General features: G+C 72.8%; 31 protein-coding genes. 9 read left to right on the top strand and 22 right to left on the bottom strand.

The window, feature by feature from the left end; all coding sequences use genetic code 11:
• Positions 1 to 91 precede the first annotated feature (91 nt).
• From AMK11_RS26675 to AMK11_RS38235, 6 genes are all read right to left on the bottom strand, one after another.
• Positions 92 to 928, bottom strand: coding sequence for a hypothetical protein (locus tag AMK11_RS26675; RefSeq protein ID WP_073730603.1), 837 nt, complete (start codon positions 926 to 928; stop codon positions 92 to 94).
• A gap of 241 nt (positions 929 to 1,169) precedes the next feature.
• Positions 1,170 to 1,964, bottom strand: a complete 795-nt coding sequence (locus AMK11_RS26670; RefSeq protein ID WP_073730602.1) for an RNA polymerase sigma factor SigF — start codon at positions 1,962 to 1,964, stop codon at positions 1,170 to 1,172.
• A gap of 289 nt (positions 1,965 to 2,253) precedes the next feature.
• Positions 2,254 to 2,670: a VOC family protein gene (locus tag AMK11_RS26665; RefSeq protein WP_073730708.1), complete on the bottom strand. Its 417-nt coding sequence runs from the start codon at positions 2,668 to 2,670 to the stop codon at positions 2,254 to 2,256.
• A 5-nt stretch (positions 2,671 to 2,675) separates the two neighbouring features.
• Positions 2,676 to 3,104: a helix-turn-helix transcriptional regulator gene (locus AMK11_RS26660; RefSeq protein WP_073730601.1), complete on the bottom strand. Its 429-nt coding sequence runs from the start codon at positions 3,102 to 3,104 to the stop codon at positions 2,676 to 2,678.
• A 62-nt stretch (positions 3,105 to 3,166) separates the two neighbouring features.
• Positions 3,167 to 5,557, bottom strand: coding sequence for an ATP-binding cassette domain-containing protein (locus AMK11_RS26655; RefSeq protein WP_073730600.1), 2,391 nt, complete (start codon positions 5,555 to 5,557; stop codon positions 3,167 to 3,169).
• A gap of 68 nt (positions 5,558 to 5,625) precedes the next feature.
• Positions 5,626 to 5,778, bottom strand: coding sequence for a hypothetical protein (locus AMK11_RS38235; RefSeq protein WP_198941467.1), 153 nt, complete (start codon positions 5,776 to 5,778; stop codon positions 5,626 to 5,628).
• A gap of 201 nt (positions 5,779 to 5,979) precedes the next feature.
• Between AMK11_RS38235 and AMK11_RS26650 the strand changes: the two genes are divergently transcribed.
• Genes AMK11_RS26650 through AMK11_RS26640 form a run of 3 tightly spaced genes read left to right on the top strand, consistent with a single transcriptional unit; the run spans position 5,980 to position 7,463 of the window.
• Entirely contained in the window at positions 5,980 to 6,387 is a 408-nt protein-coding gene (locus AMK11_RS26650) for a DUF2795 domain-containing protein (RefSeq protein WP_073730599.1), read from the top strand.
• A gap of 21 nt (positions 6,388 to 6,408) precedes the next feature.
• A complete protein-coding gene (locus tag AMK11_RS26645; RefSeq protein ID WP_073730707.1) occupies positions 6,409 to 6,861 on the top strand; it encodes a CBS domain-containing protein in 453 nt (150 codons plus the stop codon).
• Between the two features lie 59 nt (positions 6,862 to 6,920).
• Positions 6,921 to 7,463, top strand: a complete 543-nt coding sequence (locus AMK11_RS26640) for a type 1 glutamine amidotransferase domain-containing protein (protein WP_073730598.1) — start codon at positions 6,921 to 6,923, stop codon at positions 7,461 to 7,463.
• A 118-nt stretch (positions 7,464 to 7,581) separates the two neighbouring features.
• Here AMK11_RS26640 and AMK11_RS26635 read toward each other — a convergent pair whose 3' ends face one another.
• Positions 7,582 to 7,860, bottom strand: coding sequence for a DUF6158 family protein (locus AMK11_RS26635; protein ID WP_073730706.1), 279 nt, complete (start codon positions 7,858 to 7,860; stop codon positions 7,582 to 7,584).
• Positions 7,861 to 7,922: 62 nt separating this feature from the next.
• Between AMK11_RS26635 and AMK11_RS26630 the strand changes: the two genes are divergently transcribed.
• Entirely contained in the window at positions 7,923 to 9,044 is a 1,122-nt protein-coding gene (locus AMK11_RS26630) for a baeRF2 domain-containing protein (RefSeq protein ID WP_073730597.1), read from the top strand.
• Between the two features lie 582 nt (positions 9,045 to 9,626).
• On the opposite strand, the gene AMK11_RS26625 is transcribed toward AMK11_RS26630, so the two are convergent.
• A complete protein-coding gene (locus AMK11_RS26625) occupies positions 9,627 to 11,246 on the bottom strand; it encodes an ATP-binding cassette domain-containing protein (RefSeq protein ID WP_073730596.1) in 1,620 nt (539 codons plus the stop codon).
• A 110-nt stretch (positions 11,247 to 11,356) separates the two neighbouring features.
• On the opposite strand from AMK11_RS26625, the gene AMK11_RS26620 reads away from it, so the two are divergent.
• From AMK11_RS26620 to AMK11_RS26610, 3 genes are all read left to right on the top strand, one after another.
• Positions 11,357 to 12,871, top strand: a complete 1,515-nt coding sequence (locus tag AMK11_RS26620) for a bifunctional phosphatase PAP2/diacylglycerol kinase family protein (RefSeq protein WP_073730595.1) — start codon at positions 11,357 to 11,359, stop codon at positions 12,869 to 12,871.
• Positions 12,872 to 12,967: 96 nt separating this feature from the next.
• Complete coding sequence (locus AMK11_RS26615; protein WP_073730594.1) at positions 12,968 to 13,783, top strand: class I SAM-dependent methyltransferase; 816 nt, start codon at positions 12,968 to 12,970, stop codon at positions 13,781 to 13,783.
• Between the two features lie 60 nt (positions 13,784 to 13,843).
• The gene (locus tag AMK11_RS26610; RefSeq protein ID WP_073730593.1) at positions 13,844 to 14,014 is read left to right on the top strand and encodes a hydrophobic protein; all 171 of its coding nucleotides are present in this window, start codon (positions 13,844 to 13,846) and stop codon (positions 14,012 to 14,014) included.
• Between the two features lie 47 nt (positions 14,015 to 14,061).
• Here the strand turns inward: AMK11_RS26610 and AMK11_RS26605 are convergent, their stop codons facing one another.
• From AMK11_RS26605 to AMK11_RS26545, 13 genes are all read right to left on the bottom strand, one after another.
• The gene (locus tag AMK11_RS26605; RefSeq protein ID WP_241847091.1) at positions 14,062 to 14,346 is read right to left on the bottom strand and encodes a gas vesicle protein K; all 285 of its coding nucleotides are present in this window, start codon (positions 14,344 to 14,346) and stop codon (positions 14,062 to 14,064) included.
• Positions 14,347 to 14,351: 5 nt separating this feature from the next.
• Complete coding sequence (locus tag AMK11_RS26600; protein WP_003972471.1) at positions 14,352 to 14,534, bottom strand: gas vesicle protein; 183 nt, start codon at positions 14,532 to 14,534, stop codon at positions 14,352 to 14,354.
• Positions 14,531 to 15,310, bottom strand: coding sequence for a GvpL/GvpF family gas vesicle protein (locus AMK11_RS26595; RefSeq protein WP_073730591.1), 780 nt, complete (start codon positions 15,308 to 15,310; stop codon positions 14,531 to 14,533). The genes AMK11_RS26600 and AMK11_RS26595 overlap by 4 nt, the downstream gene beginning before the upstream one ends.
• Positions 15,307 to 15,633, bottom strand: coding sequence for a gas vesicle protein (locus tag AMK11_RS26590; protein ID WP_073730590.1), 327 nt, complete (start codon positions 15,631 to 15,633; stop codon positions 15,307 to 15,309). Before AMK11_RS26590 ends, AMK11_RS26595 begins: the two co-directional genes overlap by 4 nt.
• Positions 15,630 to 16,766, bottom strand: coding sequence for an SRPBCC family protein (locus tag AMK11_RS26585; protein ID WP_073730589.1), 1,137 nt, complete (start codon positions 16,764 to 16,766; stop codon positions 15,630 to 15,632). The genes AMK11_RS26590 and AMK11_RS26585 overlap by 4 nt, the downstream gene beginning before the upstream one ends.
• Complete coding sequence (locus tag AMK11_RS26580) at positions 16,763 to 17,380, bottom strand: DNA primase (RefSeq protein WP_073730588.1); 618 nt, start codon at positions 17,378 to 17,380, stop codon at positions 16,763 to 16,765. The genes AMK11_RS26585 and AMK11_RS26580 overlap by 4 nt, the downstream gene beginning before the upstream one ends.
• Positions 17,377 to 17,640, bottom strand: coding sequence for a gas vesicle protein GvpG (locus AMK11_RS26575; RefSeq protein WP_073730587.1), 264 nt, complete (start codon positions 17,638 to 17,640; stop codon positions 17,377 to 17,379). The genes AMK11_RS26580 and AMK11_RS26575 overlap by 4 nt, the downstream gene beginning before the upstream one ends.
• A 4-nt stretch (positions 17,641 to 17,644) precedes the next feature.
• On the bottom strand, positions 17,645 to 18,418 hold the full coding sequence (locus AMK11_RS26570) for a GvpL/GvpF family gas vesicle protein (protein WP_073730586.1): 774 nt from the start codon (positions 18,416 to 18,418) through the stop codon (positions 17,645 to 17,647).
• Positions 18,415 to 18,852 carry a gas vesicle structural protein GvpA gene (locus tag AMK11_RS26565; protein WP_073730585.1) on the bottom strand — a complete coding sequence of 146 codons (438 nt, stop codon included), beginning with the start codon at positions 18,850 to 18,852 and terminating at the stop codon, positions 18,415 to 18,417. The genes AMK11_RS26570 and AMK11_RS26565 overlap by 4 nt, the downstream gene beginning before the upstream one ends.
• Positions 18,853 to 18,904: 52 nt before the next feature.
• Positions 18,905 to 19,324, bottom strand: a complete 420-nt coding sequence (locus AMK11_RS26560) for a gas vesicle protein GvpO (protein WP_073730705.1) — start codon at positions 19,322 to 19,324, stop codon at positions 18,905 to 18,907.
• 101 nt (positions 19,325 to 19,425) lie between these two features.
• Positions 19,426 to 20,355: a non-homologous end-joining DNA ligase gene (gene ligD / locus AMK11_RS26555; RefSeq protein ID WP_073730584.1), complete on the bottom strand. Its 930-nt coding sequence runs from the start codon at positions 20,353 to 20,355 to the stop codon at positions 19,426 to 19,428.
• On the bottom strand, positions 20,352 to 22,199 hold the full coding sequence (locus AMK11_RS26550; RefSeq protein ID WP_073730583.1) for a transketolase: 1,848 nt from the start codon (positions 22,197 to 22,199) through the stop codon (positions 20,352 to 20,354). Before AMK11_RS26550 ends, ligD begins: the two co-directional genes overlap by 4 nt.
• Complete coding sequence (locus AMK11_RS26545) at positions 22,196 to 24,343, bottom strand: FAD-dependent oxidoreductase (protein WP_073730582.1); 2,148 nt, start codon at positions 24,341 to 24,343, stop codon at positions 22,196 to 22,198. Before AMK11_RS26545 ends, AMK11_RS26550 begins: the two co-directional genes overlap by 4 nt.
• Positions 24,344 to 24,502: 159 nt before the next feature.
• Here AMK11_RS26545 and AMK11_RS26540 point away from each other — a divergent pair, with 159 nt between their 5' ends.
• Complete coding sequence (locus AMK11_RS26540) at positions 24,503 to 25,465, top strand: LLM class F420-dependent oxidoreductase (RefSeq protein ID WP_073730581.1); 963 nt, start codon at positions 24,503 to 24,505, stop codon at positions 25,463 to 25,465.
• 66 nt (positions 25,466 to 25,531) lie between these two features.
• Here the strand turns inward: AMK11_RS26540 and AMK11_RS26535 are convergent, their stop codons facing one another.
• The gene (locus AMK11_RS26535) at positions 25,532 to 26,047 is read right to left on the bottom strand and encodes a phage holin family protein (protein WP_073730580.1); all 516 of its coding nucleotides are present in this window, start codon (positions 26,045 to 26,047) and stop codon (positions 25,532 to 25,534) included.
• Between the two features lie 82 nt (positions 26,048 to 26,129).
• Here AMK11_RS26535 and AMK11_RS26530 point away from each other — a divergent pair, with 82 nt between their 5' ends.
• On the top strand, positions 26,130 to 26,477 hold the full coding sequence (locus AMK11_RS26530; protein ID WP_073730579.1) for a VOC family protein: 348 nt from the start codon (positions 26,130 to 26,132) through the stop codon (positions 26,475 to 26,477).
• The last annotated feature ends 17 nt before the right edge of the window (positions 26,478 to 26,494 follow it).

Below are 26,494 nucleotides of genomic sequence, written 5' to 3'. Positions count from 1 at the left end.
TCCGGTCGTTGCTCCAAGTACCCACCGGGGCGCCCGGCCATGGCCGCGGCCCCCGGTCGTACGGATCACCGCGGCCCGGACTCGGTGCGGGTCAGCGGTGCTCGGCGTCCCCGCGCGGCCGGAACCGCAGCAGCCGGTGCGCGGCGGCGGCTCCCGCGCCCGCGATGAGGAGTCCGCCGGCGGCCAGCACGGGCACCGAGTCGGTGAACGTTCCGCCCGCGCCGGCGTGCACTCCGTGCTCCGCGGTCGCGCCGCCGCACTCCTTCCGCCGCGCGGAGGTCCCGTCGTGCGGGGCAGCCGGTTGGGGGCACGCGGGTTTCGTGGTGGCGCAGGACGTGCCCCGGGAGGAGGTTCCGCCGTGCCCGGCCGTCGCTCCTGGGCAGGGCGGTGCGACGGCGCCGGCGCCCGCCTCCGGCACGGCCGCCGGCTCGTCCGGCACCGGCAGCGGTTCGTCCGGCACCGTCATCGGCGCCTCGGGCGCGGTCATCGTCGCGCTCCAGGGGGCGCCCTCCTCGCCGGACGCCTCGGGGCAGGCGCCGTCGACCGTCCACGCGTCCTCGGAACCCGCCGCGTCCGGGGCGCTCGTGACGTCCTCGGCCGCGGCTATGCGGGCGGTGCCCCGGTAGGCGGCCCCGGCCGTCGCCTCGTTCTCGCCGCCCACTTTGCGCAGCTCCACCGTGCCCGACTCGAAGGCCGGTGAGGTGGCGGCGAGGGTCGCGGGCGCGGAGCCGCCGGTCGGGGCACAGGTCACGGAGACGGTGACGGTGTCGCCGGGGGCCACGTCGGCCGGGCTGACCTCGGCGACGGGTTCACCGACGCCGATGGGGGGCGGGGGGACGCCGGGGTCGGCCGGGGCGGGGGCCGCGAAGACTCCGAGGGCGGCACCGGCCAGGACGGTGGTGGACAGGGCGCGGGCGGTGCGGCGCATGGGTCGGGCTCCTTCGAGCGACGGCTGCGGGGGCACGGCACTCGCGCCCCCTCGGCCATCACAGCCCTCCCGGCACGGGCCCGCGCGCCGCCGTGCGCCGTTCGCGGGAACGGAGCGCCCGAGCGGGTGAGGCTCAGGTTTGGCACCCGCCCTCGCCGGTGCCGTCGCCCACGGCACGGCAAGGCCAGCCGCACCGCACGCCCCGCCACCTCGTCGGCCCTGAGCACGGCCGGCGCCTGGCTCAGGCCGCCGGGTCGCGCAACACCTGCTCCCTCACCCGGTCGCAGCAGCGGCTGATCAGGCGGGAGACGTGCATCTGGGAGATGCCGAGCTGTTCGGCGATGCGGCTCTGCGTCATGTCGTCGAAGAAGCGCATGTAGAGGATGGCCCGTTCACGCTCGGGCAGGGCGGCGAGACGGTCCTTCACTGCCTCGCGGTCGACGACGGTCTCCAGGGCCGGGTCGGAGGCGCCGAGGGCGTCGCCGAGTGAGTAGCCGTCCTCGCTGCCGGGAAGTTCGGCGTCCAGGGACAGGGCCGTGAAGCTCTCCAGGGCCTCCAGGCCGACCCGCGCGTCCTCCTCGCTCATGTCGGCGTGTTCGGCGATCTCGGCGACGGTGGGCCTGCGGCCCGAGATGGTCTGGGACAGGTCCTGCCCGGCGTGGCGGACCCGGTTGCGCAGGTCCTGTACCCGGCGCGGCACGTGCAGGGTCCACATGTGGTCGCGGAAGTGCCGCTTGATCTCGCCGGTGATCGTCGGCACGGCGTAGCTCTCGAAGGCGTTGCCGCGCTCGGGGTCGTACCGGTCGACGGCCTTGACCAGGCCGAGGGCGGCGACCTGGCGCAGGTCCTCGTAGCTCTCGCCGCGGCTGCGGAAGCGTCCGGCGAGCCGTTCGGCCATGGGGAGCCAGGCCTCGACGATCCGGTCGCGGACCGCGTCGCGTTCCGGACCGTCGGGAAGGCTGGTGAGCCGGCGGAAGGCGTCGGCGGTGTCGGGGGCGTCGTCGTGCGGGTGCTTCACGCTGGCGTGGATCGGCATGGTGCGTCGCAACTCCCTCGGAGCGCGGGGTCCTGTCGTCGCGCCGGGCGGCGGCCCGGTCGGCACCGCCGAACGCGGACGGCACACGGAGTTCGTCGAACCCCCGCGTCACCGGTGCGACGACACGGCCCTTGGGTCGGGCGGTCACCGTGGGAGGGCGTCCGGCCACCGGACGGACGCGTCCGTGGCGGCGTCCCGCCGCTCCCACGGACGTGCCTCCTGTCCGAAGCACTGACCTTGCGCCTGCCCCCTTCGCCCCACGGCAAACACCCGACTTCCCGGCTTCCGGCTACCGCTTGCGCGGCTGGTTGAAGCGGAGCATGTTGCCGGCCGGGTCGCGGAAGGCGCAGTCGCGGACTCCGTAGGGCTGGTCGACCGGCTCCTGGAGGACCTCGGCGCCCGCGGCCTGGACGCGCTCGAAGGTGGCGTCCACGTCGTCGGTGGTGAAGATGACGCCGCGCAGGAGGCCCTTGGCGAGCAGCCGGTCCATGGCCTCCTTGTCGGTGGCCGAGGCGTTGGGGTCGGCGAGCGGGGGTTCGAGGACGATGTCCACGTCGGGCTGGGCCGGGGAACCGACGGTCACCCAGCGCATCCCTTCGAAGCCGACGTCGTTGCGGACCTCCATGCCGAGCACGTCCCGGTAGAAGGCGAGCGCCTTGTCGTGGTCGTCGACGGCGATGAAGCACTGCGAGAGGTTGATGTCCATGTGCCTCACGCTAGGGGCCCGGGTGCGGGCCTGGCTTCTCCGTTCCTGACCGGTCGGGTGTAGACCTTGGCGACGCAGGCCGGGATGGCGGCGCCGTCCGAGTGGTCGCGGGCCCGGTAGGCGCTCGGGCTCTCGCCGACCAGTTCGGTGAAGCGGGAGCTGAACGAGCCCAGCGAGGTACAGCCGACGGCGAAGCAGACCTCGGTGACCGACATGTCGCCCCGCCGCAGCAGGGCCTTGGCCCGCTCGATGCGGCGCGTCATCAGGTAGCTGTACGGGGTCTCGCCGTAGGCGGCGCGGAAGCTGCGGGAGAAGTGGCCCGCCGACATGAGCGCGACCCGGGCCAGCGCCGGGACGTCGAGCGGCTTGTCGTACTCGCGGTCCATCAGGTCGCGGGCGCGCCGCAGCCGGGCCAGGTCCTCCAACGTCGTCACGCCGCCCACGATCCCACAGCGCCGGACACCACCGGTACCGGCGCTGTGGGATCCGTCCCGGGTCAGGCGCCGACGTAGGCCGCCAGGTGCTCGCCGGTGAGGGTGGAACGGTCGGCGACGAGATCGGCGGGGGTGCCCTCGAAGACGATCCGGCCGCCGTCGTGGCCGGCGCCGGGGCCGAGGTCGATGATCCAGTCGGCGTGCGCCATGACGGCCTGGTGGTGCTCGATGACGATGACCGACTTGCCGGCGTCGACCAGGCGGTCCAGCAGGCCGAGCAGCTGCTCGACGTCGGCGAGGTGCAGGCCGGTGGTGGGCTCGTCGAGGACGTACACGCCGCCCTTCTCGCCCATGTGCGTGGCCAGCTTCAGCCGCTGCCGCTCGCCGCCGGAGAGGGTGGTGAGCGGCTGGCCGAGGGTGAGGTACCCGAGTCCGACATCGGTGAGCCGCTGGAGGATCTTGTGCGCGGCGGGCGTACGCGCCTCACCGGCGCCGAAGAACTCCTCGGCCTGGGCCACCGACATCGCGAGCACCTCGCTGATGTCCCGGCCGCCGAACCGGTACTCCAGCACCGAGGGCTGGAACCGCTTGCCCTCGCAGTCCTCGCAGGGGCTGGCGACGCCGGCCATCATCGCCAGGTCGGTGTAGATGACGCCGGCGCCGTTGCAGGTGGGGCAGGCGCCCTCGGAGTTGGCGCTGAACAGGGCGGGCTTGACGCCGTTGGCCTTGGCGAAGGCCTTGCGGATCGGGTCGAGCAGGCCGGTGTAGGTCGCCGGGTTGCTGCGCCGGGAGCCCTTGATGGGGCTCTGGTCGACGGCGACGACGTCCGCGCCGGCGGGTACCGAGCCGTGGATCAGCGAGCTCTTGCCGGAGCCCGCCACGCCGGTGACCACGCAGAGCACGCCGAGCGGGATGTCGACGTCGACGTCCTGGAGGTTGTGGGTGTTCGCGCCGCGGATCTCCAGCGCGCCGGTGGGCTCGCGCACCGTCTCCTTGAGCGAGGCCCGGTCGTCGAGGTGGCGGCCGGTGACGGTGCCGGCCGACCGCAGGTCCTCGACGGTGCCCTCGAAGCAGACGGTGCCGCCCGCCGTGCCGGCGCCGGGGCCGAGGTCGACGATGTGGTCGGCGATGGCGATCGCCTCCGGCTTGTGCTCGACGACGAGCACGGTGTTGCCCTTGTCCCGCAGGCGCAGCAGCAGGTCGTTCATCCGCTGGATGTCGTGCGGGTGCAGGCCGATGGTGGGCTCGTCGAAGACGTACGTCGTGTCGGTGAGCGAGGAGCCGAGGTGGCGGATCATCTTCACGCGCTGTGCCTCGCCGCCGGACAGCGTGCCCGCCGGACGGTCCAGCGAGAGGTAGCCGAGGCCGATCTCCACGAAGGAGTCGAGGGTGTCCCGCAGGGCGGTGAGCAGCGGCGCCACCGAGGGCTCGTCGAGGGTGCGGACCCAATCGGCGAGGTCGCGGATCTCCATCGCGCAGGCGTCGGCGATGCTGACCTTTCCGATCCGCGACGACCGCGCGCCCTCGCTGAGCCGGGTGCCCTCGCACTCGGGGCAGGTGGTGAAGGTGACGGCGCGCTCCACGAACGCCCGGATGTGCGGCTGCATCGCCTCCTTGTCCTTGGACAGGAACGACTTCTGGATCTTCGGGATCAGTCCTTCGTAGGTGAGGTTGACGCCGTTGACCTTGACCTTGACCGGCTCGCCGTAGAGGAAGTCGCGCAGCTCCTTGTCGGTGTACTCGCGGATCGGCTTGTCCGGGTCGACGAAGCCGGACTGGGCGTAGACCTGCACGGTCCACTGGCTGTCCGACTTCCAGCCGGGGATGGTGAAGGCGCCCTCGGCGAGCGACTTGGAGTCGTCGTAGAGCTGGGAGAGGTCGATGTCGGAGACCTTGCCCCGGCCCTCGCAGTTGGTGCACATGCCGCCGGTGCGCTCGAACGTCGCCTTCACGGCCTTCTTGTTTCCGCGCTCGACGGTGATCGCGCCGCTGGCGCGGACGGAGGCGGTGTTGAAGGAGTACGCGCTGGGCGGGCCGATGTGCGGGTCGCCGAGCCGGCTGAAGAGGATGCGCAGCATCGCGTTGGCGTCGGTGGCGGTGCCGACGGTGGAGCGGGGGTCGGCGCCCATCCGCTGCTGGTCCACGATGATCGCGGTGGTCAGGCCGTCGAGGACGTCGACCTCGGGGCGGGCCAGGGTCGGCATGAAGCCCTGGACGAAGGCGCTGTAGGTCTCGTTGATCAGCCGTTGCGACTCGGCGGCGATGGTGTTGAAGACCAAGGAGCTCTTGCCCGACCCGGAGACACCGGTGAAGACGGTCAGCCGGCGCTTGGGGATCTCGATGCTGACGTCCCTGAGGTTGTTCTCGCGGGCGCCGTGCACACGGATCATGTCGTGACCGTCGGCCGGGTGCGGGGCGGCCGCTCTCGGGTCCGTCCTCTTGGCGCTGCTCATCGTGTCTCCATCCGTCGGCGGGTCGGCAGGAACACGCTAGACGGCACGCGGCGGGCGGCGCTTCTCGATTACTGATCTGTCCGGCCGTCGGTCCGGGCGGCCGTTTCGGCGTCGTCGGACGGTGGCGCGGTGCCCGGCAGCACCAGTTCCTCGTAGCGGCCCATGGCCAGCACCACGCCGAGCATGAGGACCGGGATGCACACAGCGAGCAGCACCGCCATGATCCGTCCTTCCCGATGAAGGGTGGGCGTGGGGGGTGGTGGCGCGGGCCGGGTTCCCCGTCCCGGCCGGGCAAACCCGCCGTGCACGGTGCCGCACGCACCGTGTCCGCGGGAATCGGAGTGGACCCGTCCGGATGAATCCGTGTCGGCCTCCGGTGTCCGGGTACGCGGTCGGCACCCCTGAAGGACCTGGAGGGAGACATGCAGCGAGGCAGTGACCGGATGAGCGTCCACCGCGACGACGAGATGAAGCACGAACTGCAGGGTCTGCTCCGGTCCGGGCACCCGACCCGGACCGAGGAGTGGCACGACCCGGAGCCGGCCGCGGAGGACGACCCCGACGTCATGTACGGGCCGGTGACTCCGGGCCGCGGTCCCACCTACCTGGAGGCTCTCCGGCTCGAACTGGCCCGGAACCTGACCCGCGGCACCTTCCCCGCCGGCCCGCGGGAACTGACCCGGGCGCTGCGCCGCGGCAACGCACCGGACGCCCTCGTCGAGGGACTGGAACGACTGCCGCACAAGGCGCGCTACGACAACGTCCAGGAGCTGGCGGTGGCCCTGACCGAGAGCGGCGGGCCCGGACCCGCCGGTACGCAGGGCGCGTAGCCGCCGGGAAGGGTGGCCTCCGTGGCCGAGTACGTGAGGGAGGTCATGACCCCGGGTGTGGCCGCCGTCCGCCCGGACTCCTCCGTCGTCGAGGCGGCGCTGCTCATGCGCACGCAGAACATCGGTGACGTGGTGGTGGCGGACGGGCAGGACGTCGTGGGCCTGGTCACCGACCGTGACATCACGGTGCGGGTGGTGGCCGAGGGCCTCGACCCGATGGCGGTGGGCGTCCGGGCGGTCTGTACCGACGCCCCGTTGCTGGTGTCTCCCGACGACCCGGTGGCCGACGCGGTCGCGCTGATGCGCGAGCACGCCGTGCGCCGGCTGCCGGTCGTGGAGGACGGGCTGCCGGTGGGGGTGGTGAGCCTCGGCGACCTGGCCGAGGCCCACGACCCGGCCTCGGCGCTCGCCGACATCAGCCGCGCGGAACCGGACGGCCCATCCGGGCCGGAGCGGCCCCCGCCGACCCAATGACACACGCGCGCCGGACGGCGACCAAAGGCCGGCGCGCCGGGAAAGGACTCGGAAACCACATGCGCATCGCATTTCTGACCGCGCCCGAAGGCGTGGAGCAGGTCGAACTGACCGAGCCGTGGCAGGCCGCAAAGGACGCGGGTCACGAACCCGTGCTGGTCTCCACGCAGTCCGGTGAGGTCCAGGGCTTCGACCACCTCGACAAGGCGGACACGTTCCCGGTGGACGAGGTGGTGGGCGACACGTCGGCCGACTCGTTCGGCGGGCTGGTGCTGCCCGGCGGGGTGGCCAACCCGGACTTCCTGCGGACAGACGAGAAGGCCGTGGCGTTCGTCAGGGACTTCTTCGAGCAGGGGCGTCCGGTGGCCGCCATCTGCCACGCCCCGTGGACCCTCGTCGAGGCCGACGTCGTACGCGGCCGGGTCGTGACCTCGTGGCCCAGTCTGCGGACCGATCTTCGCAACGCGGGCGCCACCTGGGTGGACGAACAGGTGAAGGTCTGCGACCACGGGAACAACGTGCTGGTCACCAGCCGCAAGCCGGACGATCTCAAGGCGTTCTGCGAGACCTACCTCGCCGAGTTCGCCAAGGCGGGCGGCTGAGCGGACCCGGCGTCACGCCGTCGCACCGGAGCCCGGCCTCCGACGCCGCCGCCATCGGCGTCGGAGGCCGGGCTCCGGTGTGCGCCCGGCTCCGCGCGGGCCGGTTCCGTCCTCCGGCTCAGCCGCCGGGCGCCGCCGACTCCCCGCAGCCCCGCTCCCGGGCCCCCTCGCGGGTGCGGCCCGCGGCCACCGGGCGGCGCGGGTTGCGGCGCAGCCACTCGCCCTCCAGCTGCGCCATGCGCTCGTTGTGGGCCCGCAGCGCGTCGTTCGACCCGTAGAGGAGGGTGTCGTGGCGCGTGCGGTGGATGGTCTCCAGCTCCTTCATGAGCTGCTGGTCGTCCAGGCGACCCGGGTCCACTCCGGTCATGGTGTCGTCCCGTGTGTCGTGTTCGTTCATGCGGGCCGGGTACCCGCCCCGCAGCACTACCACCCCCGAGCGGCACCCGGGAGGGAGCCACCATGGATCTCGCGTTTCTGCACCCCCTCTACGAACATCAGGGACCCTGGGCCTCCGTGTACGTGGACCTGTCCCGGCACACGGAGGACACCCCCCACGAGCGTGAGCTGACGGCCGCCGCGGTGGCCCGGGAGCTGGCGGAGCAGGGCGCGGACGACGCGACCTGCCGGGCCGTGCGGGAGGCGGTGGAGGGACTGCGCCACGCCACCGACCCGCACGGGCGGGCCCTGTTCGCCTGCGCCGGCCAGGTGGTCCTCGACCCGCAGCTGGCCCGTCCCCCGTACGGCGGGACCACGGCCGACTGGGCGCCGTTGCCGCACGTGACGCCGCTGCTGGACCTGGCCGGCGAGGACCCGGTGTGCGTGGTGGCGTACATCGACCGCAAGGGTGCCGACTTCGAGCTGCGCAGCGCGCTGGGGAGTTCGGACGCGGGCGGCGTGACCGGCCGGCAGTGGCCGGTGCACCGCACGAGCAGCGTCGACTGGTCGGAGCGGCACTTCCAGCTGCGGGTGGAGAACACCTGGGAGCACAACGCGGCGGAGATCGCGGACGCGCTCGCCGTGTGCCAGGAGGAGACGGGCGCGGACCTGCTGATCCTGGTGGGCGACGACCGGGAGCGGCGGTCCGTGCACGAGCGGCTGCCGAAGCGGCTGCAGGAGCGGATCGCGGAGGCCTCGCGCGGTGCCGGCAGCAGGCTGCTGGACGACGAGGTGGAGCGGCTGCGCGACGATCACGTGCGTTCGCGGGCGCGGGACGACCTGGGCCGCTTCCTGGCCGCCCGCACACCGGACGGCGAGGGCCGGGCCGGCGCGGCGGAGGGCGTGCCCGCGCTGGTCGAGGCGGCGCGGGAGCACCGCATCGACGAGCTGCTGGTCATCCCGGACGCCCCCGACACCCACCGCGAGGTGTGGATCGGTGAGGACGCCGACCAGCTGGCGATGCGCCGCACCGAGCTGAAGACGCTCGGTGAGCAGAACTCGTGGTCGGCCCGCGCGGACGACGCGCTGCTGCGCTCGGCGGTGATGACCGGCGCCCCGGCGATCTCGGTGACGCCGGCGCTGCCGTCCAAGGCGTCCGAGGACGCACCGGTGGGTGGCCTGGGGGCCCTGCTGCGCTGGAAGTGACCCCGGCCTTCCGGCACCCGGGCACCGACTCCCGGGCTCCGCCTCCCGGCCACCAGCCACCAGCCTCCGGCCCCTCAGCTCCGGGCTCCCGGCTCCCGGCTCCGGGACACCGACCTCCGGCCTCCGGCCCAGGTCCCCGGGCTCGGGGCACGGGGCTCGGGGCTCAGGGCACGGGGCTCGGGGCTCGGGGGTAAGGGCTCGGGGCTCCAGCCCTCAGCTCCAGCCCCCGGCTCTCGACTCCCGGACACCAACCCCCGCCCTCCGGCCCAGGCCCCCGCGCTCAGGGCTCCAGCCCCCGGCTCCAGCCCCCGGCTCTCGACTCCCGGACACCGGCCTCCGGCCCAGGCCCCCGCGCTCAGGGCTCCAGCCCCCGGCTCCAGAGCCCCAGCTCTCGGCTCCCCCCGGCCTCCGGCCTCCGGCTCCGGGGCTTCGGCCTCCGGCTCGAGCCCCCTGGCACCCAGCCTCCAGCTCCAGGGCTGGGGCTCCCGGGTGCCGGCTTCCGGGGCTCCGGAGCCCCGGAGTTTCGGCCTCCAGCTCCAGATGCCGCGGCTCCCGGCCCTGCCCCCGGCCCTCGCGTGGGCGTCAGCGGGCCCGCTCCACCCGTCGTTCGTCCCAGACCGGCTCCGGCGTCTCGCGTACGCGTCCGTCACTGCCGAAGACGAGGTACCGGTCGAAGGAGCGGGCGAACCAGCGGTCGTGGGTGACCGCGAGGACGGTGCCCTCGAAGCCCTCCAGGCCTTCCTGGAGGGCTTCGGCCGACTCCAGGTCGAGGTTGTCGGTCGGCTCGTCGAGCAGCAGGGCCGTGACACCCTGGAGTTCCAGCAGGAGGATCTGGAAGCGGGCCTGCTGGCCGCCGGAGAGGCGGTCGAAGGTCTGCTCGGCCTGCTGGGTCAGTTCGTAGCGGCGCAGCCTGGACATGGCGGCGCCCCGGTCCTGGGCGTGTTCGGTCCACAGGATGTCCAGGAGGCTGCGGCCCAGCAGCTCCGGGTGGGCGTGGGTCTGCGCGAAGTGTCCGGGCACCACGCGCGCGCCGAGCTTCCACTGCCCGGTGTGGGCCACGTCGTCGCCGGCCAGCAGCCGCAGGAAGTGCGACTTGCCCGAGCCGTTGGAACCGAGGACGGCGACCCGTTCGCCGTAGAAGACCTCCAGGTCGAAGGGTTTCATCAGGCCCGTCAGTTCCAGCTGCTCGCAGGTGACGGCGCGGACGCCCGTGCGGCCGCCCTTCAGCCGCATCCGGATGTCCTGCTCGCGCGGCGGCTCGGGCGGCGGCCCGGCCTCCTCGAACTTGCGCAGCCGGGTCTGGGCGGCGGCGTAGCGGGAGGCCATCTCGTGGCTGACCGCGGCCGCCTGACGCAGGGTCAGGACGAGCTTCTTCAGCTGCGTGTGCTTCTCGTCCCAGCGGCGGCGCAGTTCCTCGAAGCGGGCGAAGCGCTCGCGCCTGGCCTCGTGGAAGGTGGCGAAGCCGCCGCCGTGCACCCAGGCGTCGGCGCCCGCGGGACCGGGCTCGACGGAGACGATCTTCTGGGCGGAACGGGCGAGGAGTTCCCGGTCGTGGGAGACGAAGAGCACCGTCTTGCGGGTCTCCCTCAGCCGCTCCTCCAGCCAGCGCTTGCCGGGTACGTCGAGGTAGTTGTCCGGCTCGTCGAGCAGCAGCACCTCGTCGTTGCCGCGCAGCAGCGCCTCCAGGACGAGGCGTTTCTGCTCACCGCCGGACAGGGTGCTCACCTGCCGCCACTGGGCCTTCTCGTACGGCACCCCGAGCGCGGCCGTGGTGCAGATGTCCCACAGCGTCTCGGCCTCGTAGCCCTGCGCCTCGGCCCAGTCGGCGAGCGCCTGGGCGTAGCGCATCTGGGCGGCCTCGTCGTCGACGGTCATGATCGCGTGCTCGGCGGCGTCGACGGCACGGGCGGCCTCGCGGATGCGGGGCGGGGCCACGGAGACGAGGAGGTCGCGCACGGTCGTCTCGTCGCGGACGGAGCCCACGAACTGCCGCATCACCCCGAGGCCACCGCCGACGGTGACGGTGCCGCCGTGCGGTTTCAGTTCCCCGGACAGCAGGCGCAGCAGGGTGGTCTTGCCCGCGCCGTTGGGACCGACGAGGGCCACGACCGCCCCCTCCCCCACCCGGAAGGAGACATCGCCGAGCAGCGCCCTCCCGTCGGGGAGGTAGTACTCCAGGTGCGCGGCTTCGAGGTGTCCCATGCGACCGGATTCTCCAGCTCCGGCCGCGCTCGGAGCAAACGCATTTCCCGGTGCCGTGACACGGGCCACGCCGGCCGCAGGAAACGCCGTCGGCAGGGTATGCGGTGGGCATGAGCCCCGACGTAGACCTCACCGCCCCGACGCCCGGCCCGCATCCGGTCCGCAACGGCTTCCTGCGACTGGACCAGCGGGTGTTCGAGGCCGTCGCCGCCCGTACCTGGCCCGGCGCCGACCCTCTGCTGCCCCGGCTGAGCCGCAGCGCCAACCACGGCGTGCTGTGGTTCGGGGCGGCCGCCGCGCTGGCCGCGTCCCGCACTCCGAGGGCGCGTCGCGCCGCCGCCCGGGGACTGGCCTCGCTGGGCCTGGCCTCGCTGACCATCAACACGCTCGGCAAGCGGTCGGTGCGCCGCTCCCGGCCGGTCCTCGACCCGGTGCCGCTGGTGCGGCAGCTGAAGCGGCAGCCGATCACCACGTCCTTCCCGTCGGGGCACGCCGCCTCGGCCGCCGCGTTCGCGACCGGCGTCGCCCTGGAGTCCCCGGCGTGGGGTGCGGCGGTGGCTCCGGTGGCCGCCGCGGTCGCCCTCTCCCGTGTCTACACCGGCGTCCACTTCCCGAGCGACGTGCTGGCGGGTGCGGCGCTCGGGGCGGGGGCCGCGTTCGCCGTACGGGGCATGGTGCCGACGCGTGCCCAGCACACCCCGCCGGCCCGGCCGCGCGCCGACGTGCCGGCGCTGCCCAAGGGCGAGGGCCTGGTCATGGTGGCCAACGTCGGCTCGGGCACCTCGGACCGGGTGCGGGCGCTGTGCGACGCGCTGCCCGACGCCGAGGTGGTGGAGTGCGACCCCAAGGACATCCGGTCGGAGCTGGAGCGGGCCGCGGGTCACGCCCGGGTGCTCGGCGTGTGCGGCGGCGACGGCACCGTGAACGCCGCCGCCGGGATCGCCCTGCGCCACGGGCTGCCGCTGGCCGTGCTGCCTGGCGGCACGCTCAACCACTTCGCCTACGACCTCGGCGTGGAGGACGTCCGGGATCTGTGCCGGGCGCTGGAGCGCGGTGAGGGCGTGCGGGTGGACGTGGGCCGGTTCGCCTCCGGCGGGCAGCGCGGGATCTTCCTCAACACCTTCAGCCTGGGTGTGTACCCCGAGCTGGTCAACGAACGGGAGCGCTGGTCGCCCCGGATCGGCGGCTGGCCCGCGGGGGTGCTGGCGGCGGTACGGGTGCTGCGCGCCGACCGGCACCCGCTGGAGGCGGAGGTGCGGGGACGCCGGCGTCCGCTGTGGATGCTGTTCGCGGGCAACGGCACGTACCACCGCAGGGGCCTCGCCTCCGGCCGCCGCCTCGACCTGGCGGACGGGCAGCTGGACGTGCGGGTGGTGCACGGTGGCCGCCGGCCCGCCCTGCGGCTGCTGTCCGCGGCGCTCGCGGGTCCGCTGACCCGCTCCCCCGCCCACGCGGCGGTGCAGGTGCACCGGCTGCGGCTGTCCGGTGTCGCGCCCGGCACGCTGATGGCGTACGACGGTGAACTCACGGAGACGGAGGGCGACCTGACGCTGGAGAAGCTGCCCGAGGCACTCACGGTGTACCGCCCGCTGCCCGGTGACGGGCTGCTGCCCGACTTCACCTGATGCACCGTCAGTCCGCATGATGATATCGAGGTCTCAGGATGTGGCCGGTGGGCGTACGGTGAGCCCACTGTCGGGAGAGCCGGAAGAGGGGCCGTCATGCCGAAGCCGCAGGAGACCGCCGTATACACGCACGGACACCACGAGTCCGTGCTCCGCTCGCACACCTGGCGCACCGCCGCCAACTCCGCCGCGTACCTGCTCGGTTCCCTCAAGCCCCACATGCGCGTCCTGGACATCGGCTGCGGGCCGGGCACCATCACCGCGGACCTGGCGGAGCTGGTCCCGGACGGACACGTCACCGGCGTGGACCGGGCTCCGGAGATCGTGGAGCGGGCCCGGGCCACGGCTGACGGACGCGGCCTGGCCAACACCGACTTCGCGGTCGCGGACGTGCACGCGCTGGACTACCCGGACGACACGTTTTGCGTGGTCCACGCCCATCAGGTGCTCCAGCACGTGGGCGACCCGGTGCAGGCCCTGCGGGAGATGCGCAGGGTGGCGCGGCCGGGCGGAATCGTCGCCGTCCGCGACTCGGACTACGGCGCCATGACCTGGTACCCCGCCTCCCGGGGCATGGACGACTGGCTGGCCCTGTACGAGCGGGTGGCCCGCGCCAACGGCGGCGAGCCGGACGCCGGACGGCGGCTGAAGGCCTGGGCGCTGGAAGCGGGGTTCACGGACATCACGGCGACCTCCGCCACCTGGACCTTCAGCACGCCCGAGGAGCGGGAGTGGTGGAGCGGCCTGTGGGCGGACCGCACCCTGGCGTCGGCGTACGCGGAACGGGCCACTGAGGGTGGCCACGCGACGGAGGAGGAGCTGCGCGCCGTGTCGGCGGCCTGGCGGGAATGGGGAAAGCGGCCGGACGGCTGGTTCAGTGTCCTGCACGGCGAGATTCTGTGCCGAAAGTAAGCCCCGCCTGCGCCTGATCCGCGCATTCCGGGAAACCAGTACGACAGGAGGTTCAACATTATGGTTCCGCTTCTGCTCGTACTGCTTCTCGCAATCATTCTTTTCGGCGCCGGATTCGCCGTGAAGATTCTCTGGTGGATTGCCTTGGCAGTCCTGGTCCTGTGGCTGGTGGGTTTCCTGGCCCGCGGGACGACGGCCGGCGGCGGAAGGGGCCGCTGGTACAGGTGGTGAACGACGCGTAGTGAACGACGTGTGACGAGGCTGCTGCCCCGGGAGGCTCACTCCCGGGGCAGCAGCGGTCCCAGCGGCCCGAGGTCCAGGTTCAGGTCCTCGGGCCGCAGTCCGTAGCGGTCGCGCAGCTCGGTCATGCGGTCGTCGAGGAGCATCAGGGTGAGCCCGATCCGCTCCTCCTGGTCCTCGCTCAGGTCACCCTCGTCGACGCGGCGCAGCGCCTGGCGCTCCATGAGCTGGCGCAGCAGCTCGACGACGGTCAGCACCAGCTTGATCAGGTCGCGCTCGACCGTGTCGGGCTCCAGTTCGAGGCGTTTGCGGGGTTCGGTCACGTCGATCAGTCTCCGAACGGCGACGGGACATTGCGGTTGACCGAGCTGATCAGCGCGTTGAGGTCGATGCGGACCAGGTCGACGTCCGCGATGCGCAGCGTGACGTCGCCGGTGATGACCACGCCGCCGGCCAGGAGCCGGTCGAGCAGGTCCACGAGGGCGATCTCACGGCGTTCGACGACCGTCATGACCCCTCCCCCGTTCCTTCCTCGCCGGCGAACGAATAGGCCGCCCACGGACCGGTGAGTTCCACGCGAATTCCAGGAGCATCATCCTTGGTGCGGTCCACCATTTCCACGAATTCCTCGGACGCCTCACGCCGCACCAGATAGGCGGCGTTGAGGACGTTCCGTCCGGCGGCGCCGGAAAGGCTGGGATTCTGCGGCGCGTGCAGACGTGCGTCGTCGGCCCGCGCGGACAGCGACTCGTGCAGGCGGGTCGCGAACTCCTCGGCCCTGCTCCACAGGTCTTCACTGGCCCGCGTCTGCCGGCGCCGCTGGCGCAGGTAGTCCCGGCCCGAGGCGGGCTTCGGGGCGGGCTCGGCCCGCTCGGCGCTCTGGTCGGGGCCGGCCTCGACGAAGATCTTGACGCCCCATTCCACCCGCCCCTCCAGGCGCCCCAGCGTGCGCCGGAAGGTCTCTTCCCGCTCCTCCATCATCACGCGCACGCCGCTGTCGTCACGGAAGACGGTGGCCAGCCGGAGCGGCAGCGGGGTGGTGACGGCGGTGAGCGCGTCGATGACCTGCTGGTGGGCGCGGGCGGTCGCGGCGAGCCAGTCCAGATCCTCCAAATGGGTCCGCAGCGACTCCTCGCTGAAGTCGGCCTCCGGCACATGGCTCACGACGGCGACCAGCCCGCCGTGGGCCAGCAGCCGGGGCGGGTCGCCCGCCACCCCGGTCAGCTGGGACTGGAGGGCCGCGTCGAAGGGGCGGCAGACGGCGTAGACGTACCGCAGTCCGGTCACGGTGCCTCCCTCGGTACCCGGCCCGGGTCCAGCTCGCGCAGGCGTTCGCGCAGCGCGGCGTTCTCCCGGGTCAGCTCGTCGTGCCGGGCGCGAGAGGAGAGCGCGGGGTCGCTCTCCCACCAGTCGATGCCCATCTCCTTGGCCTTGTCCACGGAGGCGACGACGAGCCGCAGCTTGATGGTGAGCAGCTCTATGTCGAGCAGGTTGATCTTGATGTCGCCCGCGATCACGACTCCCTTGTCGAGCACCCGCTCCAGGATGTCGGCGAGGTTGGCGCTCTGTCCCTGGCCGTAGGGATCGGGCAACCGGCTGGGGGTGGTCATCGACGGCTCCCGCGGTCGGCGTCCTCGGGCTCCTCGTACTCGTCGTACTCGTCGTACTCGCCACGGGACGCGTACTCGTCCTCCCCGGCTTCCTTGTCCTCCTCCTCGTACTCGCCCTCGGGCTCCTCCTCGTACTCGTCTTCGTACTCGCCCTCAGGCTCGGTCTCTTCCTCCGCCTCGGAGGGCTCGTGCTCCTCCTGTCCCTCCTGTCCCTCCTGTTCCTCCTGTCCTTCCTGTTCCTCCTGTCCTTCCTGTTCCTCGGCGAGGGCGTCCTCGTGGCTGCGGACGACCTCGCCGTCGCGGATCTCGCCGCGCCAGCCGTCGTCGGCCTCGCCCTTGAGGGTGATGTGCCGGACGTAGTTCTTGAGGTCGAGACGGGCCCGGCGTCCCTGGGCGCGCCAGATGTTGCCGGTCTTCTCGAAGAGGCCCTTGGGGTAGTACTCGATGACCAGGACCACGCGGGTGAGGCTGTCGGCGAGCTTGTGGAAGCTGACCACGCCCTTGGTGGTGCCCTTGGCGCCCTCCGACGTCCAGGAGATCCGGTCGTCGGGGACCTGCTCGGTCGTCTTCGCCTTCCAGCTGCGGTTGGACCAGAAGACCTTCAGCTGCCAGTCGGACGACGTGTCGTCGGCCCGGTTCGCGCTCTTGACGCCCTTGGCGAAGGTGCTGAAGTCCTGGTACTGGGTCCACTGGTCGTAGGCCGTGCGCAGCGGCACGCCGACATCGACGTACTCGATGATGACCGTCGGCTTCTGACCGCCGCCGCCCTTCTTCCCGCTCTTGCCGCCCCCGAGGTTCTTGAAGGCGCCGACCACGTTGTCCTTGACCTTGCCGGCTCCGACCTCGAACGCGGCCCGCACCGGGCTCTTGCCCTCGGCGAGCTTGCGTCCGCCGTCGAGGGCCAGCTTGGCGAAACCGGGGCTGTTGCCCTCGGCGATGTCGTTCAGCTTGCCGGTGGTCTCGCCGAGTTTGGTGCCGACGCCGGTCAGCAGCCGCGTGACCTGGGCGGCCAGGTAGTCCTGCACCTCCGCCTTGAGGCGGTCGGCCGCCTCGCTCTGCGCCACGTCGGTGAGCGGGTTCTTCTTCGCGGCCTTGCCCGCCGTGGAGGCCGCGGAACCGAGGGTGTCGGTCATCGCTCACCACCGCCCTTCGACTGTCGGTTCCCGGTGGCGCCGCGCGCGGCGCTCCTGGCTCCGGCGGTCTTCTTGCCGGCCGCCTTCCGGGCGGGCTGGGCCCGCTTCGCCGCCGCCTTCTTGGCGGGCGCCTTCTTGGCCGCCTTGCGCGCCTGGGGCGGGGCCTTCTTCGGGGCTCGCTCGCTCCGCTCCCCGGGCTCCCCATGCTCGTCGGCCTCCTCGTACGGCTCCGAGTCCTCCGAGGCCTCGGAGTCGCGGGAGGAGTCGTCGGAGCCGGCACCCGGTACCGTCGACGCCACGCCCGAGAGCTGGTCGCGGACCTGTGCCGTGCGCCCGTGCAGACGGTCGGCGAGCGCGTCCATCTGCCGCTCGACCAGCGCCCCGGAGGCCGCCTTGCCGACGCCCTGCATATCGGTGCGCAGCTGGTCCCCGATCTCCTTGAACTGGGGGTTGTTCTGGAGCTGCGAGTTGACCAGCTCCGCGATGCCCTTCGGAGTCAGGTTCAGCTTCTTGCCGGCCACCATGGTGCCCACGGCGACCGCGAGTTTCAGCTTCTTCGTGCGTCCCAGCAGATATCCGGCCCCTACTGCGAGGCCCAGTCCGACTCGGTTCATGGTGCCGTCCCGTTGCCCAATCCCGCGCTCGTGCGCGAAGCGATCTCCAGCCGGTCCAGAAGCCCGTCCTCCTGTCGGTCGAACTCCTCCTCCGTGATCTCACCGGCCTCCAGCTGCTCTTCCAGGCGGGCCAGTTCGGCTCGGACCGTGGCGGGGTCGTAGTAGATCCGCTCGGCCTCGTTCAGCACCTGTCTGATGGCCCAGGCGCTGCCGCGCACCGGGGCGAACGGCAGCAGCAGGACCTCCGAGATCAGTCCCACGTCCTCACTCCGTTCCGACGTCCATTCCGCCGGCCGCGGTGCCCGCGGGCTCGGCGGGGCCGGGCTCGACGAAGCTGTACGGCGGCAGCGGGCCGTTCACCCGCACCTCCAGGTGCGGCATGTCCCCGCGGGCCCGCTCCACGGCGGCCAGGAACTCCTCGGCCGACTCCCGGTTCACCAGGAACGACACGTTGGCCAGCCAGCCGGTGGACTCGGGGCCCGTGCTCACGGCGTCGGCGGCGGGCTCCAGGGCGCGCTCCAGCGCCGTGGCGTCCTGCGCCTCCTTGCCCTTCACCGCGGCCGCGACCATCTCGCCGAGCTGGATCTTGTTCTCGTAACTTCCGCCGCCCTGCTGCCGGTTGGACTCGGCGAGGGCGCGGACCTCCGGGTTCTCGGCCATCACGTGGTGCAGGACGGCCTCCTCCACGTGGTTGGCCTTGATGTTGTACTCGACCCGGCCGTCCAACGCACCGAGGCGTTCCCGGTAGTGCTCCGCGCGCTCGGCGAGCACGGCGGTGACCGCGTCGTCGTCCGGGGCGACGCTGCCGAAGCGCATGGGCAGCACGCAGCCGGCCGCACCCACCTCGCTGAGCACGTTCTGGTGGGCGAGTAGTTCCCGGCGCTTGGGACGCAGCCCCTCGGGCGCGTCGCTGACCACGGCCGTCAGCTCGCCCGCCTTCAGGACGCGCACCCGGCACGGCGGGTCACCGACGCCGGTCAGCTCCTCGGGCGGCGAGGCGTGCGAGCCGGCGGTGATGCCGTAGACGTACGTACTCACTCCTGCTCCTCCTTCCGGCGCGAGGGCGCGGCCTTGCGGGCGCGCGGACGGGACGCCGTCTCGCGTTCGGAGCCGCCCTCGTCACGGGCCTGCTTGAACGCGTCGGAGATGGTCTCGGCGGCGCCGGACAGCGCCCCCTTGGACTTGCCGCGGGCGCCGGACTCGGTCATCTCCCCGACCAGGTCGGGCAGCCCCGGGTCCTTGCGGGGCCCGGCCTCCAGGTCGAGCCGGTTGCATGCCTCGGCGAAGCGCAGATACGTGTCGACGCTGGCGACGACGACGCGGACGTCGATCTTCAGGATCTCGATGCCGACCAGGGAGACGCGCACGAATGCGTCGATGACGAGCCCCCTGTCCAGAACAAGCTCAAGCACGTCGTAAAGGCCGCTGCTGCCGCCTCCGCCGCCGGTCTGTTGTGCCGGTACGACAGTCATGCCAGCTGTTCCTCCATCTTGTCTGTGGGTGTGGGTGCGGGTGCGGTCCGGCCTAACGGCCGCCGCGCGAGTCGGCCCGGCCGCGTTCGTAACGCCGGACGCGGCGGTAGCCCGTGAGCTGCCCCTCGGAGTCGAGCTCCACCTGATAGCTCCCCATCAGGCTCATCGTGTCGGGCACGCGCTCGAGCTCGAGCACCTCGACCTCCAGCGACCAGCCTTCCTCCGTACGCTCGAAGGACGACACGGTCTCCGCGGTCATGCCGGTGAGTTCCGCGAGTTGGGCGCGTGCCTCACGCAGCACCTCCATCGGCCGGGGCCGACGCGACTCATGTGACTCGTGTGACTCATGCGACTCCTGCGAGTCTTGTGAGTCATGTGACTTCTGTGGCTTTTGTGATTTGCGTGAGCTCTGTGGGCTCTGTGAACTCCGCTGTGAGCCTTGCGATTCGGACGTGTTGTTCGTGTTCGACATGGCCACCTCCCCCTCCGTGTGGCCGCAAGAGTGTTCGCCAAACCTGTACCGGCGCACGCATGTGCCCGCCCCCGTCCCCCGCGCTCCGCCCGCGACCGGGCTCAGCCGCGCAGGGCGTCCAGCCGCCGCCGGGCGGGACCCAGATCCCGGGCGCGGCCGGCGATCGAGGCCCAGGGCCGGGTGCGTGCCTGGTCGGCGGCGTCGGCGATCGTCCAGCGGCGGGCGTGCAGCGCGGGGTCGTCCAACTGGTCCCAGGAGATCGGGGTGGCGACGGGGGCGCCGGGCAGGGCCCGCACGGTGAAGGGGGCGACCGCGGTCTGCGCGTAGGCGTTGCGCTGGATGTCGAGGTAGAGCCGGTCGCCCCGGTCCTTCTTCCGGGCGGCGGTGGTGAGACGGTCGGGCCGGTCGGCGGCCAGCACGTCGGCGACGTCCCGGGCAAAGTCCCGTACCTCGTCGAAGTCCTGACGGCCAGCCAGCGGAACGACCACGTGAAGCCCCCGGGATCCGGTGGTCATCAGTGCCGAGGGCAGCTTCAGCTCGTCGAGCAGTTCGCCCAGCAGCCCGGCCGCCTCCCGGACCGCCGGGAAGTCGTCGCCGGCCGGGTCGAGGTCGAAGACCATACGGTCCGGCCGGTCCACGTCCCCGGCCCGGGACAGCCAGCGGTGCAGGGTGAGGGCGGCCTGGTCGGCGAGGTAGAGGAGGGTGGCGGTGTCGTCGCAGACGGTGTGGCAGACGGTGCCGCCCTCCTTGCCCACCTCCACGCGGCCGATCCAGTCCGGGTAGTGCTCCGGGGTGTTCTTCTGCATGAAGCGGGGGCCGTCCACACCGTCCGGGTGCCGCTCCAGCATCAGCGGACGGCCCCGCAGGTGCGGCAGCATGAAGGGGGCGACGGAGTGGTAGTAGTCGACGAGGTCGGCCTTGGTGTACGCGTCGGTGCCGCTCTCCCCCTTCGGGAACAGCACCTTGTCCGGCCGGTGCACCTCCACCGTGCGCCGGCCGGCCCGGACGGTCCGTACGGCGTCACGGCTCACGGGACGATCGCCTGCTCCACCAGCATCCGTCCGGCCGCCTCGATGGACTCGGCGTCGATCCCCGCGGCGTGCAGCTCCTCGGCCGGGCTCGCGGAGCCCGGCATCATCTCGACGGCGAGCCGGACCAGGCGGGGCACGGGCCGCCCGTCGGCGAACGCGTCGAGGACCGCGTCCCCGATGCCGCCCTCCCGGCGGTGGTCCTCCACGGTGAGCAGGCAGCCGGTCTCCTCGGCGGCCCGGCGCAGGGTGGCCCGGTCGACGGGCTTCACCGAGTAGAGGTCGATCACCCGGACCTCGATGCCGTCCTGCGCCAGGGCGTCGGCCGCGGCGAGCGCCTCGTGCACGGTGACACCGGCCGCGACGACGGTGAGCCGGTCGCGGTCGGAGGAACGCAGGACCTTGCTGCCGCCGACGGGGAACTCCTCGTCGGGGCCGTAGATCACCTTGCTGCCGCCGCGCGAGGTGCGCAGGTAGCGGATGCCCTCCAGGCCGGCCATCTCGGCGACGAGCCGGGCGGTCTGGTTGGCGTCGCAGGGGTACAGCACGGTCGAGCCGTGGATGGCCCGCATCATCGCGATGTCCTCCAGGCCCATCTGGCTGGGCCCGTCCTGGCCGATCGCGACGCCAGCGTGGGAGCCGACGAGGTTGATGCCGGAGCCGCTGACGGACGCCATGCGCACGAAGTCGTAGGCCCGGGTCAGGAAGGCGGCGAACGAGGTGGCGAACGGCACCCAGCCGCGCGCCGCCATCCCCACCGCGGTGGCGACCATCTGCTGCTCGGCGATGTAGCACTCGAAGTACCGCTCGGGGTGTTCCTTGGCGAAGAACTCGGCGCGCGTGGAGTCGCCGACCTCGCCGTCCAGGGCGACGACGTCGCCGCGGGCGGTGCCGAGGGCGGCGAGCGCCTCGCCGAAGGCGTTACGGGTGGCGACCTCGTCGTCCTTGTCGTAGCGGGGCAGTTCGATCTCCCCGGTGCCGGCCGAGTGCAGCGCCCGGGCGGCGGGCGGCTCCTGAACCCGGACCGTGAGGTCGCGCGGGCCGCCCAGCTCCGCGATGGCCTCCTCTGCCTCCGGCAGCGGCTTGCCGTGCTGTCCCTCACGGTCCTCGACGGCCTCGACGCCCTTGCCCTTGAGGGTGCGGGCGATGACGGCCGTGGGCTGGCCCTTGGTGGACAGGGCCTCGCCGTAGGCGCGGTCGACGGCGTCCACGTCGTGGCCGTCGATCTCGATGGTGTGCCAGCCGAAGGCCCTGAACCGGCGCGCGTACGCGTCGAGGTCATGGCCGTGCCGGGTCGGGCCGCGCTGGCCGAGCCGGTTGACGTCGACGATCACGGTGAGGTTGTCGAGCTGCTCGTACCCGGCGTGCTCCGCGGCCTCCCACACCGACCCCTCGGCCATCTCGCTGTCGCCGCACAGCACCCACACGCGGTAGTCGCTGCGGTCCAGCCGCTTGCCGGCCAGCGCGATCCCCACGCCGACGGGCAGTCCCTGGCCGAGCGACCCGGTGGCCGTCTCGACCCACGGCAGCCGCTGCGGGGTGGGGTGCCCCTCCAGGCGGCTGCCCAGCTTGCGGAAGGTGAGCAGCTCCTCGTCGTCGATGGCGCCGGCCGCCTTGTAGGCGGAGTAGAGGAGGGGCGAGGCGTGGCCCTTGGAGAGGACGAAGCGGTCGTTGCCGGGGTGGGCGGGGCGCTCGAAGTCGTAGCGGAGGTGGTTGGCGAGCAGTACGGCCATCAGGTCCGCGGCGGACATCGAGGACGTCGGGTGCCCGGAGCCCGCGGCGGCGGACGTCCGTACGCTGTCGACGCGCAGCTGCTGTCCGAGGTCGACGAGTTCTCCGGTGTTCATGAGTCTCCTTCCGCGGCGCGGCCGTCGGTTCGCTTGACGGGGCCGGGGGCGATGTCGGGTCCGGGGGGCGGCTGGTTCGCCGGGGGTTCGGGTCCGGGGTCGGCGGGCGGGCGAGCGGAACGGCTCGGCGCGGGAGTGCCGGGGGACCGCGACCGGGTGGCGCCGGGAGCCCTGGAGGACTTGGCCCGCTTGGCCCGCTCGGCCTGCTCGGCCACGGCGGAGGGCTTGGGGGCGGTGGACGGCTTGGACGCCTTCCGCGGCTCGCCGGGCGCGCGGGCGGCCGGACGGGACCCGGCGGGCTCCCCGGGCTCCCCACCGGGGCGGGCCCTGGGCGCGGTCTCCCCACCGGTCTGATTCTTCGCAGGCTCACCACCGGGCTGGTTCTTGGCAGGCTCACCACCCGGCTGATTCTTCGCAGGCTCACCACCCGGCTGCGCCTTGGCCGACTCACCACCGGGCTGCGCCTTCGCAGGCTCACCGCCCGGCTGCCCCTTCGCAGGCTCACCACCCGGCTGATTCTTCGCAGGCTCACCACCCGGCTGCGCCTTGGCCGACTCACCACCGGGCTGTCCCTGCGCGGACTTCCCACCCGGCCGGTCCTTTGCGGCCTCACCACCGGGCTGCGCCTTCGCCGGCTCACCGCCCGGCTGGTTCTTCGCAGGTTCCCCACCCGGCTGATTCTTCGCGGGCTCGCCACCCGGCTGCGCCCTGGCAGGCTCACCGCCCGGCTGCCCCTTCGCAGGCTCGCCACCCGGCCCGTCCTTCGCGGCGCCGGTTTCGGACCGCCGCACGGTCGGGTCTTCGCCCGCCCGGGTCCCGGCGGGTTCGCCGTCCGGCCGCCCCGGTACCCGCGCCACCTCCGGCGACGCCGACTCCAGGGGCACGGACCAGGAGCGCACGAGGCCCAGCTGGACCGCCTGCCGGGGCAGCACCGCGTCGAGCAGCCAGTCCGCGGCCACCCGCACCCGGTTGCCCGGCATCGCCGCGAGGTGGTAGCCCCGCGTGACCGCGCCCGCCGCCGGGCCGGACATCGGCACCCCCAGCGGGTTGGCGGCGGCCTTCGCGCCGCCCAGGTCCACCACGAACCCCATGTCACGGTGGCGGTAGGCCCGCCGCTCGCCGCCGATACCGAGCGACGCGGCGACGTTCTGGGCGCAGACCTTGCCGTGCCGCCAGGCGTGCTGCGCGGTCATCGGCGTGTACTGGCCGGGCTGGTTCAGGTCCGGCACGGCCGCCACGTCACCGCACGCGAACAACTCGGGCCGCCCCGGCACCTGGAGGTGCGGGTCGACGAGGAGCCGGCCGCGTTCCATGGGCAGCCCCAGCGACTCCACCAGCGGGTCGGGCCGCACGCCCACGCACCACACCAGCGTGCGGGTGTCCACGGTCGTCCCGTCGGTCAGCAGAACCCCGTCGTGCGTGGCCTCCTTCACGGAGGTCCCCATCCGCACGTCGACGCCCCGCTGCCGCAGCACCCGCTCGGCGGTGCGGGAGAGCCGTTCGTCCATCTCGGGCAGCACCCGTTCCGCCACGTCCAGCAGCATCCAGCGCGGCCGCATGCCGGTGCGCATCGGATGCTTGCGCACCTGGGCGTCGGTGTACATCTGGCCGTGCGCGGCGACCTCCGTACCGGTGTATCCCGCACCGACCACGACGAAGGTGCACCGGGCGGCGCACTCCTCGCGGTTGCCGGCCGCGGCCGCCAGTTCCACCTGCCGGGTCACGTGGTCGCGCAGATACAGCGCCTCCGGCAGCCCGCGGAAGCCGTGGGCGTGCTCGGCCACGCCGGGGATGGGCAGCAGCTTGTTGACGCTGCCCGCGGCGAGCACCAGCCGGTCGTAGGACAGGGTGCCCCCACCGCCCTCCGGGTCGGTGTAGTGCACGGTGCGCGCGTCGAGGTCGATGTCGTCGGCCTCGCCGAGCACCAGCCGGACGCGCGGCAGAGTGCCGGACAGGGAGACGCTGACCCGGCGCGGTTCCAGGATTCCGGCGGCGACCTGTGGCAGCAGGGGCAGGTAGAGGAAGTAGTCGGTCGGGTTGAGCAGGGTGATGTCGGCCTGGTGCCGGGTGAGCCGGGACAGGGTGCGGGCCGTCCGGTACCCGGCGAAGCCGGCACCGACGATCACGATGCGGGGTCGGCTCACGGTTCGCCTCCGGGCTGTCGCGTACCTCGGGAGCCTTCCGCGTCCCCTTGACCAGGGTGCCCAAACGTCCGGCGGGCGGCCGCCGCCCCCGGTTTCCCCCCGTCCGCCCGGGTACTCGGCCCGGGACCCACCCGCCCCATGTTCCGGAGGCAACCCCACATGCCCGAGTACGGCTATTTCCTCTCGTGCGAGCAGTACGGTCCCGCGGAGCTGATCGAGCAGGCGCGGATGGCCGAGCAGGCCGGGTTCCAGGCACTGTGGATCTCGGACCACTACCACCCGTGGAACGGCGAGCAGGGGCAGAGCCCGTTCGTGTGGTCGGTGATCGGCGCTCTGTCCGACGCGGTGTCCCTGCCCGTCGAGACGGCGGTGACCTGCCCGACCGTGCGCATCCACCCGGCGGTGGTGGCGCAGGCCGCGGCGACCAGCGCGGTGATGACGGACGGCCGTTTCCGGCTCGGCGTCGGCACCGGGGAGGCGCTCAACGAGCACATCCTCGGGGACGCCTGGCCGGCCGCGCACGTGCGCCTGGAGATGCTGGAGGAGGCCATCCTCATCATGCGCCGGCTGTTCACCGGCGAGGAGGTCAACCACCACGGCACGCACTACACGGTGGAGAACGCCCGCCTCTACACCGTTCCGGACGAGCCCGTCCCGATCGACATCTCCGGCTTCGGACCGGCGGCGACCAAACTCGCCTCGCGGGTGGGCGACGGCTACATCACGATGATGCCGGACACGTCGATGGTGGAGCAGTACCGCAAGGGCGGGGGCGGCGGGAAACTGGTCAGCGGGGGCACCAAGGTCTGCTACGACACCGACCGGGACGAGGCGGTACGGACCGTGCACCGGCTGTGGGCCAACGAGTTGCTGCCGGGCGAGCTGGGCCAGGTGCTGCCGTCACCGAAGCACTTCGAGCAGGCGCAGACCCTGGTCACCGAGGACATGGTCCGGGACAGCCGGGTCTGCGGCGACGACGCGGACGAGCACGTCGCGGAGCTCAGGCAGTTCGCCGACGCCGGTTTCGACCGGGTCTACGTCAACCAGATCGGTCCCGACCTGCGCGGCTTCTTCGACTTCTACCGCACCAAGGTGCTGCCGCAGTTGCAGCGGAGCGCCTGATCCGCGCAGCAAGGCGCCTCCCGGACCGGGCCCGGGGGGCGCCTTCCTGTCAGGTTCCGCGACCGGTCAGCCGCGGCGGTGCGGGGCCTCGGGGTCGATGTCGTCCTGGCGCGGCGCCACCGGCCCGGTGGCGCCCGGCGCGGGCGTGCCCGCCCCCGGAGCTCCGGTCGCGCCGCCGGCACCGCCGGGTGCGACCGGCGGCATCGGCGGGTACGGCACGCCGAGCCCGTTCGGCGGAGCGGCCGGCGCGCCACCACTGAGGGTCTGGCCGTGGCCCGCTCCGTGGGCGGCCCCCGGCCGGGCCGCGCCGCGCAGCAGGTAGGCGGCGACGCCCAGGAGGGCGGCCGTGATCAGCGCGGCGGCCCAGTCCGGCAGGCCGACGGCGAGGGCCAGGCCCACGGTGAGCGCGAGGGCCGCGCCCGCGTACAGGGCGGCGGCACCGGACGCGGCGTACAGCGTGGCCTTGCGGCGCTGCTTGCGTGTCTGTTGCCGCAGCTCGTCGCGCACGGTCTCGCGTGCCACCTGCGCCAGTTCGTCGACCAGATGCTTGTCCAGGTGTTCCAAATGATCCATGCGGTCCATGTGTTGCGGGTACCCGCGGCCACGATGTCCATGGGCGGGACGGTGGCCCGGGGCCGCGCACCTCCCAACTAGGCTCGTCCGCATGGACATTCTGGGAGCCACACTGCGCATCTACGTCGACGACCTGGAGAAGGCGATCCCCTTCTACGAAGGCCTGGCCGGCGGCCAGGCGCACCGCTTCGAACGCGGCGGCGTCCAAGTCGCCGCCGTCGGCTGCTTCCTGCTGATGAGCGGGCCCGAGTCCCAGCTCGAGGTGTTGCGCAAGGTGACCGCGACGGTCGCCGTGACCGACGTCGAGGAGACCCACCGGGTCCTCAGCTCGCTGGGCGCGGACATCATCGCGGGACCGGTTGCGACGCCCGCCGGCCGCAACCTGATCGCCCGGCACCCGGACGGGACGATCTACGAGTACGCGGACCGGCGCGCGTAGTCCCGGGCCGGGCGGGG

It is taken from the genome of Streptomyces sp. CB02414 (assembly GCF_001905385.1).
Lineage (GTDB): Bacteria > Actinomycetota > Actinomycetes > Streptomycetales > Streptomycetaceae > Streptomyces.
The sequence above is the reverse complement of the archived record's forward strand: the minus strand, read 5'-3'. Positions and strand labels throughout refer to the sequence as shown.

Excerpts from the sequence above, each read along its gene's own strand:
- AMK11_RS26590 (WP_073730590.1), bottom strand. The coding sequence starts at position 15,633 with ATGACCACCCCCAGCCGGTTGCCCGATCCCTACGGCCAGGGACAGAGC.
- AMK11_RS26585 (WP_073730589.1), bottom strand. The coding sequence starts at position 16,766 with ATGACCGACACCCTCGGTTCCGCGGCCTCCACGGCGGGCAAGGCCGCG.
- AMK11_RS26620 (WP_073730595.1), top strand. The coding sequence starts at position 11,357 with ATGAGCCCCGACGTAGACCTCACCGCCCCGACGCCCGGCCCGCATCCG.
- AMK11_RS26550 (WP_073730583.1), bottom strand. The coding sequence starts at position 22,199 with ATGAACACCGGAGAACTCGTCGACCTCGGACAGCAGCTGCGCGTCGAC.
- AMK11_RS26535 (WP_073730580.1), bottom strand. The coding sequence starts at position 26,047 with ATGGACCGCATGGATCATTTGGAACACCTGGACAAGCATCTGGTCGAC.
- AMK11_RS26665 (WP_073730708.1), bottom strand. The coding sequence starts at position 2,670 with ATGGACATCAACCTCTCGCAGTGCTTCATCGCCGTCGACGACCACGAC.
- AMK11_RS26530 (WP_073730579.1), top strand. The coding sequence starts at position 26,130 with ATGGACATTCTGGGAGCCACACTGCGCATCTACGTCGACGACCTGGAG.
- AMK11_RS26635 (WP_073730706.1), bottom strand. The coding sequence starts at position 7,860 with ATGAACGAACACGACACACGGGACGACACCATGACCGGAGTGGACCCG.
- AMK11_RS26675 (WP_073730603.1), bottom strand. The coding sequence starts at position 928 with ATGCGCCGCACCGCCCGCGCCCTGTCCACCACCGTCCTGGCCGGTGCC.
- AMK11_RS26540 (WP_073730581.1), top strand. The coding sequence starts at position 24,503 with ATGCCCGAGTACGGCTATTTCCTCTCGTGCGAGCAGTACGGTCCCGCG.
- AMK11_RS26600 (WP_003972471.1), bottom strand. The coding sequence starts at position 14,534 with ATGACGGTCGTCGAACGCCGTGAGATCGCCCTCGTGGACCTGCTCGAC.
- AMK11_RS26670 (WP_073730602.1), bottom strand. The coding sequence starts at position 1,964 with ATGCCGATCCACGCCAGCGTGAAGCACCCGCACGACGACGCCCCCGAC.
- AMK11_RS26650 (WP_073730599.1), top strand. The coding sequence starts at position 5,980 with ATGCAGCGAGGCAGTGACCGGATGAGCGTCCACCGCGACGACGAGATG.
- AMK11_RS38235 (WP_198941467.1), bottom strand. The coding sequence starts at position 5,778 with ATGGCGGTGCTGCTCGCTGTGTGCATCCCGGTCCTCATGCTCGGCGTG.
- AMK11_RS26580 (WP_073730588.1), bottom strand. The coding sequence starts at position 17,380 with ATGAACCGAGTCGGACTGGGCCTCGCAGTAGGGGCCGGATATCTGCTG.
- AMK11_RS26560 (WP_073730705.1), bottom strand. The coding sequence starts at position 19,324 with ATGTCGAACACGAACAACACGTCCGAATCGCAAGGCTCACAGCGGAGT.
- AMK11_RS26610 (WP_073730593.1), top strand. The coding sequence starts at position 13,844 with ATGGTTCCGCTTCTGCTCGTACTGCTTCTCGCAATCATTCTTTTCGGC.
- AMK11_RS26615 (WP_073730594.1), top strand. The coding sequence starts at position 12,968 with ATGCCGAAGCCGCAGGAGACCGCCGTATACACGCACGGACACCACGAG.
- AMK11_RS26565 (WP_073730585.1), bottom strand. The coding sequence starts at position 18,852 with ATGACTGTCGTACCGGCACAACAGACCGGCGGCGGAGGCGGCAGCAGC.
- AMK11_RS26655 (WP_073730600.1), bottom strand. The coding sequence starts at position 5,557 with ATGAGCAGCGCCAAGAGGACGGACCCGAGAGCGGCCGCCCCGCACCCG.
- AMK11_RS26640 (WP_073730598.1), top strand. The coding sequence starts at position 6,921 with ATGCGCATCGCATTTCTGACCGCGCCCGAAGGCGTGGAGCAGGTCGAA.
- AMK11_RS26625 (WP_073730596.1), bottom strand. The coding sequence starts at position 11,246 with ATGGGACACCTCGAAGCCGCGCACCTGGAGTACTACCTCCCCGACGGG.
- AMK11_RS26630 (WP_073730597.1), top strand. The coding sequence starts at position 7,923 with ATGGATCTCGCGTTTCTGCACCCCCTCTACGAACATCAGGGACCCTGG.